The sequence below is a fragment of the Nonomuraea longispora genome (assembly GCF_004348345.1).
Lineage (GTDB): Bacteria > Actinomycetota > Actinomycetes > Streptosporangiales > Streptosporangiaceae > Nonomuraea > Nonomuraea longispora.
This window is the reverse complement of sequence record NZ_SMJZ01000263.1, coordinates 1-10,707: the sequence shown is the minus strand read 5'-3', so window position 1 is coordinate 10,707 and position 10,707 is coordinate 1. Positions and strand designations below refer to the sequence as shown.

General features: G+C 70.6%; 9 protein-coding genes. 5 read left to right on the top strand and 4 right to left on the bottom strand.

Features of this window, described 5'->3' with window-relative positions; translation table 11 throughout:
* Positions 1 to 173: 173 nt before the first annotated feature.
* From E1267_RS39745 to manD, 5 genes are all read left to right on the top strand, one after another.
* Positions 174 to 1,466, top strand: a complete 1,293-nt coding sequence (locus E1267_RS39745; protein WP_220449899.1) for an ABC transporter substrate-binding protein — start codon at positions 174 to 176, stop codon at positions 1,464 to 1,466.
* An 82-nt stretch (positions 1,467 to 1,548) separates the two neighbouring features.
* Positions 1,549 to 2,490 (top strand): carbohydrate ABC transporter permease, encoded by a 942-nt coding sequence (locus E1267_RS39740; RefSeq protein WP_201762071.1) that lies wholly within the window; start codon positions 1,549 to 1,551, stop codon positions 2,488 to 2,490.
* Positions 2,487 to 3,302 carry a carbohydrate ABC transporter permease gene (locus E1267_RS39735; protein ID WP_132340823.1) on the top strand — a complete coding sequence of 272 codons (816 nt, stop codon included), beginning with the start codon at positions 2,487 to 2,489 and terminating at the stop codon, positions 3,300 to 3,302. Before E1267_RS39740 ends, E1267_RS39735 begins: the two co-directional genes overlap by 4 nt.
* 5 nt (positions 3,303 to 3,307) lie before the next feature.
* On the top strand, positions 3,308 to 4,456 hold the full coding sequence (gene dgoD, locus E1267_RS39730; protein WP_132340821.1) for a galactonate dehydratase: 1,149 nt from the start codon (positions 3,308 to 3,310) through the stop codon (positions 4,454 to 4,456).
* A gap of 48 nt (positions 4,457 to 4,504) precedes the next feature.
* Entirely contained in the window at positions 4,505 to 5,734 is a 1,230-nt protein-coding gene (gene manD / locus E1267_RS39725; RefSeq protein WP_132340819.1) for a D-mannonate dehydratase ManD, read from the top strand.
* Between the two features lie 10 nt (positions 5,735 to 5,744).
* Here the strand turns inward: manD and E1267_RS39720 are convergent, their stop codons facing one another.
* From E1267_RS39720 to E1267_RS39705, 4 genes are all read right to left on the bottom strand, one after another.
* Positions 5,745 to 6,869 carry an alpha/beta hydrolase family protein gene (locus E1267_RS39720; RefSeq protein ID WP_132340817.1) on the bottom strand — a complete coding sequence of 375 codons (1,125 nt, stop codon included), beginning with the start codon at positions 6,867 to 6,869 and terminating at the stop codon, positions 5,745 to 5,747.
* Between the two features lie 150 nt (positions 6,870 to 7,019).
* Complete coding sequence (locus E1267_RS39715) at positions 7,020 to 7,676, bottom strand: response regulator (RefSeq protein WP_132340815.1); 657 nt, start codon at positions 7,674 to 7,676, stop codon at positions 7,020 to 7,022.
* The gene (locus E1267_RS39710) at positions 7,667 to 8,926 is read right to left on the bottom strand and encodes a sensor histidine kinase (protein WP_132340813.1); all 1,260 of its coding nucleotides are present in this window, start codon (positions 8,924 to 8,926) and stop codon (positions 7,667 to 7,669) included. The genes E1267_RS39715 and E1267_RS39710 overlap by 10 nt, the downstream gene beginning before the upstream one ends.
* A 64-nt stretch (positions 8,927 to 8,990) precedes the next feature.
* Positions 8,991 to 10,661 carry an FAD-binding oxidoreductase gene (locus tag E1267_RS39705; RefSeq protein WP_132340811.1) on the bottom strand — a complete coding sequence of 557 codons (1,671 nt, stop codon included), beginning with the start codon at positions 10,659 to 10,661 and terminating at the stop codon, positions 8,991 to 8,993.
* Positions 10,662 to 10,707: the final 46 nt, after the last annotated feature.

Here is a 10,707-nt window from a genome sequence, read left to right as displayed (position 1 = left end):
GGGTGGGTGCGCCCTCCGGGGCTGAAGACTGATCCACGGAATAAAGCATATCATTTGGAAGTCAGCCCTTGAATAAATCAGCTTAATTGTCCTAACATCCCGGCAATAAGCGGATGCTATGAACGCGTGGCCCTGTTCAGGGGGCGGCGGCCATGACAGAAAGGCGAGATGACGTGCGACGACGTCGATCGATACTCGGTACATCTCTGGCCGTGGTCGTGGCCATGGGCCTGTCCGCCTGCGGCGGTGGCGGCGACGGCAGCGCCGGCGCGTCAAAGACGGTCCGGGTCACCCTGGCCAACCACGTGTGGACCGAGAACATCAAGAAGGCGCTGCCCGAGTTCGAGAAGCAGTCCGGGCTCAAGGTCGAGGTCACCCAGCTCGGCGAGGACCAGCTCTCCGACCAGTACAACGTCAAGCTGAACGCCGGCTCGTCCGACATCGACGTGATGATGTACCGCCCGCTGCAGGAGGGCAAGCTCTTCGCCAAGAACAAGTACCTCGCCGACCTGTCCGACCGGGTCAAGTCCCAGACCTGGAACTTCGGCGACTTCCAGGCCGGCCCGGTCGAGGCCACCACGTACGAGGACAAGCCGGTCGGGGTCCCGATCATCACCGAGCAGGAGGTCCTCTACTACCGCAAGGACCTGCTCGACAAGGCCGGACTGAGCGCCCCGCCGAAGACCCTCGACGAGCTGAAAGCCGCCGCAGCCAAGATCAAGACGGCCGAGCCGGGCGTCGCCGGGTTCGTCGCCCGCACCGGGAAGTCGACGGCGGTGACCCAGTTTTCCAGCTTCCTCTACAGCTTCGGCGGCGACTTCGTCGACGGCAGCGGCAAGGCCGCGGTCAACAGCGAGGCGGCCAAGCAGGCGTTCGCCTACTACGGCGGGCTGATCAAGGACTCGGGCCCGGCGAACGTCAGCACCGACATGGGCTGGCCCGAGGCGATGGCCATCTTCACCCAGGGCAAGGCCGCCTTCTACACCGAGGCGAACTCGCTCTACAAGAACGCCACCGACCCGGCCAAGTCCAAGATCTCGGACAATGTGGGCTTCGCCCCGTTCCCGGCCGGCCCGGCCGGTTCCAAGCCGTACAACATCCCGTCGTGGGCGCTGGGCATCAACGACAGCTCCGAGAACGCGGACAACGCCTGGAAGTTCATCGAGTGGGCCACCAGCAAGGAGCAGACGCTCGCCCAGCAGAAGTCCGGCGTGCCGGGCGCCCGCACCTCCGTCTGGGAGGACCCGGAAGGCACCTCCACCTTCCCCGAGGACCTGGCGGAGGCCATCGCGGCCAGCACCGAGGACGGGGTGGGCCATGACCGGCCGCTGGTCGTCCAGGTCGCCGAGGCCCGCGAGATCGTCGGCCAGCCGATCGTGGACGCGATCACCGGCCAGGACGCCGCCGCCTCCGCCGACACGGCCAACGCCGCGTTCCAGAAGTTCCTGGACGACGAGGCCAAGTAGACGAGGCCGAGTAAGCGGCACACGCGGGTGACGGGAGCCGGCGCTCCGTCGCCCGCGTACCCCGTCCCTCCCTGGAGACCTCATGGCAACGATCACGACCAAGGCGGCGCGCGGCACGCCCACCGCCCCCGGCACCCCCGGCTGGGTGCGCTGGGTGGACCACCACCGTAAGTGGATCTTCGCCGCGCCCGCGATGACCTTCGTCGCCGCGCTGCTCGTGTTCCCCCTGGCCTGGACCGGCTACCTCAGCCTGACCGACGCCGAGGGGTCGGTCCGCGCGGAGAGCGAGTTCATCGGCCTGCAGAACTACCTCGACGTGCTCTCCGACACCGAACGGTTCTGGCCGTCTGTCGGAAGGACCGCCGCGTTCACCGGCGTCGCGCTGCTGTTCGAGGTGGTGCTCGGCATGGCGATCGCCCTGCTGCTCTGGCGGCCGTTCAAGGGCCAGAAGTGGGTGCGCGTCGCCGTCCTGCTGCCGCTCGTCGCCACCCCGGTCGCGGTCGGCATGATGTGGCGGCTCATCTTCGACCCGAACATCGGCCTGGCCAACCAGCTGCTCGGCTGGTTCGGCATCGGGCCGCAGCCATGGCTCGCCGGCCAGTACACGGCCCTGCCCACCACGATCTTCATCGACGTGTGGCAGTGGACGCCGATGGTGGCGCTGATCCTGCTGGCCGGGCTGACATCGCTGTCGGACGAGCCGCAGGAGGCGGCGCGCATCGACGGCGCGAGCACCTGGCAGCGCTTCCGGCACGTCACGCTGCCGCTGCTGGCTCCCACGCTGACCGTGGCGATCCTGCTGCGCGGCATCGACGCGCTGAAGACGTTCGACATCCTCTACGCCACCAAGGGGCGGGGCGGCGGTTCGTTCCACGAGGTGGAGACCCTCAACGTGTACGCCTACGGCCTCAGCTTCGACTACAACGAGTACGGCGTCTCCTCCACCGTCCTCATCCTCTTCTTCCTGATCATCATCGGGGCCATGTGGGCCCTGACCGCCCGGCGCAAGGAGGCCAAGCGATGAGGCCACGGCCCGCGTACCGGGTGTTCCGGGTGGTGGCGCTGATCGTCGTGGTGCTCACCCTGGTCGCGCCCCTGGTCTGGATGATCGCCGCGTCGTTCAAGACCAACGTCGACATCTACGACCCCGCCAAGGCTCTGGCCTTCTCCCCCACCATCGGCAACTACGCCAAGGTGCTCCAGCAGGCGAACTACGTCGAGTTCATCGTCAACAGCCTCTGGGTGGCCTTCGCCGCCACCGTGGCGTCGCTGGTCCTCGGCCTGCCGGCGGCGTACTCGATGAGCCGGTTCAACATGAAGAAGTCCGCGCTGGTGGTGCTGATGGCCCGGGTCATCCCCGGCGTCTCGCTGCTGGTGCCCTGGTTCTACGTCTTCTCCAACCTGAAGATGGTCGGCGGCTTCGGGGTGCTGATCATCAGCCACATGTTCGTCTCACTGCCGCTCGTGGTCTACATCATGATGGGCTATTTCGACAGCCTGCCCACGGAGCTGGAGGAGGCGGCGCTGGTCGACGGGCTGACCCACATCGGCGCGTTCCGGCGCATCACGCTGCCGCTGTCCATGCCGGGGATCGCCACCTCCGGGATCCTGTCCTTCATCTTCTCCTGGAACAACTTCATGTTCGCGCTCGTGCTCTCCGACGCGGACACCAAGACCCTGCCCGTGGCGATCTTCGACTTCGTCGGCTACGCCAGCATCGACTGGGGCGGCCTGATGGCGGCCACCACCGTGGTGACGCTGCCGATCATGGTGATCGCGCTGTTCGTGCAGAAGTACGTGGTCTCCGGCCTCACCGCCGGCGCGACGAAGGGCTGACCGGCATGACGACCATCGCACGCATCGAGACCTTCCTGGTCGCCCCCCGCTGGTTGTTCGTCCGGGTGGAGACCCGCTCCGGCATCGTCGGCTGGGGCGAGGCCACCTGCGAAGGGCGTTCGGAGACCGTACGCGCCGCCGTGGACCAGCTCGCGGAGCTGCTGGTCGGCCGGGACGCGCTGCGCATCGAGGACCACTGGCAGGTGATGACCAAGGGCTCGTTCTACCGGGGCGGCCCGATCCTGGCCAGCGCCGTGGCGGGCCTCGACCAGGCGCTGTGGGACATCGCGGGCAAACACTTCGGCGCGCCCGTGCACCAGCTGCTCGGCGGCCCGGTCAGGGACCGCATCCGGGTGTACGGCTGGGTCGGCGGCGACGAGCCCAGCGAGGTGCGCGACCACATCGCCGCCCAGGTCGAGGCCGGGCTCACCGCCGTGAAGATGAACGCGTCCGGCAGGATGAGCCCGGTCGCGTCGGTCGCCGAGCTGGACGGCGTGGTCGCCCGGGTCGCCGCCGCCCGTGAGGTGCTCGGCGACCACCGCGACGTCGCCGTCGACCTGCACGGGCGCTTCACCCTGGCCAACGCCCGCCGGCTGGCGCCGCTGCTGGAGACGTACCGGCCGCTGTTCATGGAGGAGCCGGTCGTCCCGGAGAACTCCCACCTCATCGGCGAGTTCGTACGCTCGACCACCATCCCGGTGTCGACCGGGGAACGGCTCTACAGCCGGCAGGAGTTCCTGCCCGTGCTCCAGGCCGGGATCGCGGTCGCCCAGCCGGACCTCTCGCACGCCGGCGGCATCACCGAGGTACGCAAGATCGCCGCGCTCGCCGAGGTGTACGACGTGCAGCTCGCCCCCCACTGCCCGCTCGGCCCGATCGCCCTCGCGGCCTGCCTGCAGGTCGGCTTCGCCACGCCGAACTACCTGATCCAGGAGCAGAGCCTCGGCATCCACTACAACCGGGGCGCCGACGTGCTCGACTACTGCGCCGACCGGACCCCGTTGGCTTTCGTGGACGGGCACGTCGAGCGGCTCACCGCGCCCGGCCTGGGCATCGAGATCGACGATGCGCAGGTCCGCGCCGCCGCCAAGAAGGGGCACACCTGGCGCAGCCCCGTCTGGCGGCACCAGGACGGCTCCTTCGCGGAATGGTGACCTGCCTCCGCCGGCCGTCCCTCGTACCATCCGTGAGAAAGGCACTCAGTGAAGATCACCGCTGCGGACGTCATCGTCACCAGCCCCGACCGCAACTTCGTCACCCTCAGGATCACGACGGATGAGGGCATCAGCGGGCTGGGCGACGGCACCCTCAACGGCCGTGAGCTGTCGGTCGCGTCCTACCTGGCCGACCACGTCGTCCCCCTGCTGATCGGGCGCGACCCGCACCGCATCGAGGACACCTGGCAGTTCCTCTACCGCTCGGCGTACTGGCGGCGCGGGCCCGTCACGATGGCCGCCATCGCGGCCGTGGACGTGGCGCTGTGGGACATCAAGGCCAAGGCCGCGGGGATGCCGCTCTACCAGCTGCTCGGCGGCGCCTCCAGGAACGGGATCATGGCGTACGGGCACGCCTCGGGCCGGGACCTGCCCGAGCTGTTCGACTCGATCCGCCGGCACCTGGAGCTGGGCTACCGCTCGATCCGGGTGCAGACCTCCGTGCCGGGCATCAACGCCGTGTACGGCGTGGCCGCGCAGCCGAGCGTCGACGGCAAGCGCTACGACTACGAGCCGGCCCAGCGCGCCGCGCTGCCCGCGGAAGAGGACTGGGACACCCGCGCCTACCTGCGCCACCTGCCCGGCGTGTTCGAGGCGGTGCGGGGCGAGTTCGGGCCCGAGCTGCCGCTGCTGCACGACGGGCACCACCGGATGACCCCCATCCAGGCCGCCAAGCTCGGCAAGGCGCTCGAACCGTACGACCTGTTCTGGCTGGAGGACTGCACGCCGGCGGAGAACCAGGAGGCGCTGCGGCTGGTCCGGCAGCACACCACCACCCCGCTGGCCATCGGCGAGGTCTTCAACACCGTGTGGGACTACCAGACGCTGATCCGCGAGCAGCTCATCGACTACGTTCGCTCCGCCGTCACCCACACCGGCGGGATCACGGCCATGCGGAAACTGCTCGACTACGCCGCCCAGTACCAGATCAAGTCCGGCATCCACGGGCCGACCGACATCTCGCCGGTCGGCATGGCCGCCGCCCTGCACCTGGACCTCGCGATCCACAACTTCGGCATCCAGGAGTACATGCAGCACGGCGCCGCGACCAACGAGGTGTTCCGCCAGTCGTTCGCCTTCGCCGACGGCTACCTGCACCCGGGCGAGTCGCCGGGGCTCGGCGTGGAGCTCGACGAGGAGGCGGCGGCGCGCTTTCCGTACCATGCGGCGTACCTGCCGTTCAACCGGCTCAAGGACGGCACGATCCACGACTGGTGAGCGTCGGCGGCTACCAGAACCTCACCTCGGGGAATTTCGCTGACGGCCTGTCCAGAAGAGGCCGGCGCCCGCCCTTGAGGTGCGTGTCGAGGAAGGCGGTGACGTACGCGCGGGTGATCCTGACCGCCCGCGCGCCGTCCATCGGGGCCGCGGGCAGCCCGAGCTGCGGCAGCAGCACCGCGTAGTCGGCGAAGCTCATGTGCTCGGCGCCGGTCACCGTCAGCCAGCGTTTGCCGTCGCCCTTCACGTGCGGCCAGAACAGGTCCCACGAGCCGTCCTTGCCGCCCGACTCAGGCTGGTGCCCGGGATTGCCGATCATCATGAAGGGCTTGACCAGCGGTTTGGCCGGGGTCTTGGGATTGTAGGTGCCGTCGAGGTTGACCGCGGCCTTGACCCGCTTGGAGTCGGCCAGCAGGTGCGCCGCGCTCTGGCCGCCGACCGAGTGGCCCACCATGGCGATCCGCCTCTCGTCGATCAGCCGGTTCCAGCGCCTGTCCGCCTTCAGCCGTCCGAGGACGAACTCGGTGTCCGCGGCCCGCACCCGGGCCACCTTCTCCCCCGTCTCAGGGGTCTGACCGGCCCTTCCCGCCTCGAAGGTGACGGTCCTGCCGTCGGGGAAGGTGGTGGCCAGCGACTCGTAGGTGTGCTCGATCCCCGCCACCAGGTAGCCGCGGCTGGCGAACTCCTCGGCCAGCGACGTCATGCTCGCGCGGGGCATCGTCATGCCGGGTGACAGGACCACCAGAGGCCATCCGCCTTTTCGCTGCCGCGCGGGAACGCCGGCGCGGGCGTGCGTCACGGTCGTGGCGAGCGTGTCCGCCGGTACGTCCGCGAGCCGCGGCTCGCTCCTGACGATCAGCTCTGATTCCTGCGGCGTGAGGTACGGCGCGCTCTTGCCCGCGGTCTTGCCCGCCGGGTACCAGATCGAGACCATCAGCTCGCGCGCGTTCCGGTCGCTCACCCAGGGGTCGGGGCGGCTGGAGTCGATCAGGTGCAGGTCGGTCTTCCCGACCGGATGGTCGCCGGTCGGCGCAGGCAGGGCGGTGACGGGCCCGGCGGCCTCGGCCGGGATCGCGCCGAGGGTGGTCAGTGATGCGGAAAGCGCGAGCACGCTCGCGGCCACGGTCTTCTTCATGCGCTCAACCGTGCCGCGCCGCGACGGCGAACCGTCCCCGCCGAAAGTCACCCGGCTTACGCGACTTTCGTAGGGGATGGCCGATCCACCCTTCTTCCCCGCGTCGTGACCGGCGACGAGGTGCCGGGTTGCGGCGCTCGCCCCCGTCCGTCAGGAGGGCTCGGGCGGCCGGGGGACGAGCAGCCCCCGGTTGAACGCCTCCGTGACGGCGGCGGCGCGGTCGTTCACCCCGAGCTTGGCGTAGATGTTCAGCAGGTGCGACTTGACCGTGGCCTCGGTGAGGAAGAGCCGGGCCGCCGCCTCCCTGTTCGTGGCCCCTGACGCCACCAGCTGGAGCACCTCGACCTCGCGCGGGCTGAGCGGCCCGGGGACGGGCGCGCGTACGCGGTTCATCAGCAGGGCGGCCACCGACGGCGCGAGCACCGCCTCGCCCCGGGCCGCCGCACGGACCGCGCGCAGCAGCTCGTCGCGGGGAACGTCCTTGAGGAGGTAGCCGGTGGCGCCGGCCTCGATCGCGGGAAGCACGTGGCCGTCGGTGTCGTACGTCGTCAGCACCAGCACCCGGGCCCCGGACCCCCGCTCGGCGAGCTCCCTGGTCGCGCTCACGCCGTCCATGCCGGGCATCCGCAGGTCCATGAGGATCACGTCGGGGCGCAGCGTCAGAGCCAGCCGGACCGCCTCGGCTCCGTCGGCGGCCTCGCCGAGCACCTCGAACTCCGGGTCGCGGGCGAACATGCTGCTCAGCCCGTCTCTGACCACTGGGTGATCGTCCACGATCAGCAGCCCGATCGGCCGGCTCACGCGCATGCCTCCGCCGGCTCGGAGGGGACGCGGGCCGAGATGCCCGTGCCTGTGCCCGGCTCCGACTCGATCTGCAGGCTGCCGGACACGCTCTCGATCCGCTGCCGCATCGCGATCAGCCCGAACCCGCCGCGATCGGCCCGCGGGTCCCCGGCGGCGCCGCCGAACCCGGCCGGGTCGAAGCCGCCGCCGTCGTCGCGGACGTCGAGGGCCGCCTCGTGCTCCAGGTACGACAGCGTCACCCCCACCCTGGTCGCCCGCGCGTGCTTGGCCACATTGGCCAACGCCTCCTGCGCGATCCTGAGCAGCGCGGTCTCGGCCTCCGGCCGGATCGGCCGCGCCGTGCCGGTCGTCGCGACCTGCACGGGGATCTCGTGCAACGCCGACCAGCGCTCGGCGACGCCCGCCAGCGCCTCGCTCAGCCGCGCCGAACGCAGCGGCTCCGGGCGCAGCGCGTGCACCGACCGCCGCGCCTCAGACAGGCTCTCCCTGGCCAGCTCGGTCGCGGCGGCGACGTGCCGGCGCCATCCCGGCGGATCGTCGCCGGCGTGCTCGGCCGCGCGCAACTGGCTGATGACGCCGGTGAACCCCTGCGCCAGCGTGTCGTGGATCTCGCGCGCCATCCGCTGCCGCTCGTCCTGCACTCCGGCGTCGCGCGCCTGCGCCAGGAGCTGCTCGTGCAGGGCCGCGTTCTCCGCCAGCGAGGCCGCCAGCTTGCGGTTGGCCTCGCGCGCCTCGTGGAGCGCGCGGTCGCGCTCCTGATTCCGCTCGTCGTCGCGCCGGGCGAACCAGGCGAAGAGGCACATGGGGATGGCGTTCGCGGCGATAATGGCGCCGTAGGTGACCAGGCCGACGACCGTGGTCTTGTCGACGCCGTACGCCTGCGCCGTGCCCGCCACCGCGCCCACGGCGACGATGCCGGCCGGCTGCCACGGCCACGGCAGGACGCGGAAGGCGTAGACGTAGACGGCGGGGGTGAAGAAGCCGAACCACGGCGACCTCACCACGAGGGCCGCCCAGAGCAGGACCACCACGGCGAGGAAGAGCGCCATCACCGGCACGCGCCCGCGCCAGGCGGGACGGAGTGTGTAGACCCCCAGCATCCACGCCGCCAGCAGCGCGGACAGGACGAGGTCGGTGAGGCCGGACGCGCCGGACTCAGACCCGTCGGCCACGGTGATCGCGGTCAGGGACGCCAGCAGCGCGTACGGCCCGACGCCCGTCAGCACGGGCCAGCGTGCCACGGGATCGTTCATCCGCCTCCTCCTTCCCCGGCGCTCGCCCGCAGCGGACAATCTAGCTCCGTAACGTCGTCGCCGGTCAGCCGGCCCGGGGAGGCTCGATGGCCAGGGCGTGCCTGAAGACGTTGCGCGGGTCCCACGTGGCCTTCACCCGCCGCAGGCGCGGGTAGTTGTCCTTGTAGTAGAGCGTCTGCGCGGACACGCCCGAGGTGTTCCACTGCGGGTCGGCCAGGTCGGCGTCGGCGTAGTTGATGTAGGAGCCGTCGTTGACCTCGCCGGGCACGGGCACGCCGCCGCTGTCGGCGTACACGTCGCGGTAGAAGCGGCGCACCCAGGCGAGGTTGGCCGCGTCGTCCTTCTTCTCGCTCCAGACGGTCTGGTAGACCGCCTTCATGACCACGTCGCGCTGGGCGATCGCCGTGGCCTCCGGCGCGAGCGCGCCGACCTGGCCGCCGTAGCCGATGAGCAGCATGCCGGACTCCGGCCCGCCGGTGCTGTTCGTCAGGTTGCGGTGCACGGCCGCGAGCTGGGTCTCGGTGAACCGGCGTCGCAGGTATCCGGCCTTGATCTTGTAGCGGCGGGTGAGCAGGTCGCCGGCCTCGCCGGTGCCCGGCCAGGTCATCGGGTGCAACCACGGCATCGTACGCCGGAGGTCGAGCACCGGCGTCAGCTCGACGCCCGCGGTCACCGCGGACACGAACTCGCTCACCATGTCGTCCGCCTTGGGGAGATCCGCGTCGATCTGGGCGATCAGCATGGCGGCGGTCCCCCCGGCGCGGTGCGAGAGGTGGAGGATGCCGTACAACCCGGCGTACGGGGAGCCGGGCGCGCTGTTGCGCTCATGCCAGGTCCCGAAGTTGCGCAGCAGCCCGGTGAGCGCCTGTTCGGTCATGTGCTCCCAGGACCAGAAGATCGCCCGCTGCGACATCCGCTGCGGCGACGGCGGCAGCAGCGTGGACGGGTCGGCGCCGGTCGCGCCGGGCGAGCGCAGCCAGTAACGGGTGACCACGCCGAAGTTGCCGCCGCCACCACCGGTGTGCGCCCACCACAGGTCACGGTTCGGGTCGCCGGGCTCACGGGTGGCGACCACGGCGCGGGCGCTGCCGTCGCGGTCGGCCACCACGACCTCCACGCCGTACAGGTGATCCACCACCGAACCGTAGCGCCGGGACAGAGCGCCGTAGCCGCCGCCCGAGAAGTGCCCGCCGGCGCCCACCCCCGGGCAGCTGCCCGCTGGGATCGTCACGCCCCAGCCCTTGAACAACGTCCGGTACACGTGGCCGAGCGTCGCTCCCGGCTGCACGGCGAACGCCCGTCGGCGGGCGTCGTAGGTGACCTCGTCCATCGGGGACAGGTCCAGCAGCATGCGTACCGCCGGGTCGCCGGTGAGGTTCTCGAAGCAGTGCCCGCCGCTGCGCACCGCGACCCGCCTGCCTGACCGCACCGCGTCCGACACGGCGCGCACCACGTGACCGGTCGAGCCGCACACGCGGATCTCGTCCGGCCTGCCCGCGAACCGGAAGTTGTTGCCCCGCAACAAGGTGTCGTAACGGGGGTCGCCAGGACGTATCGTCACCGGCCCGAACGCCGCCGATCCTGGTTCCGCCGACGCGGCCTCGGCACCCCACGTGCCGGCCGCCCCGGCGACCGCCCCCGTGACCGCTCCGGCACCCGCACCGGCGAGCAGCCCACGACGGCTGACCGCCATGCGGCCGCGCGGGTTCGTGCTCCCACTGCTACCTTCCGGCATGTGGCTGGCTCCTTCCGACCTTCTGCGTTGAGGTCGTCAGCCTCCC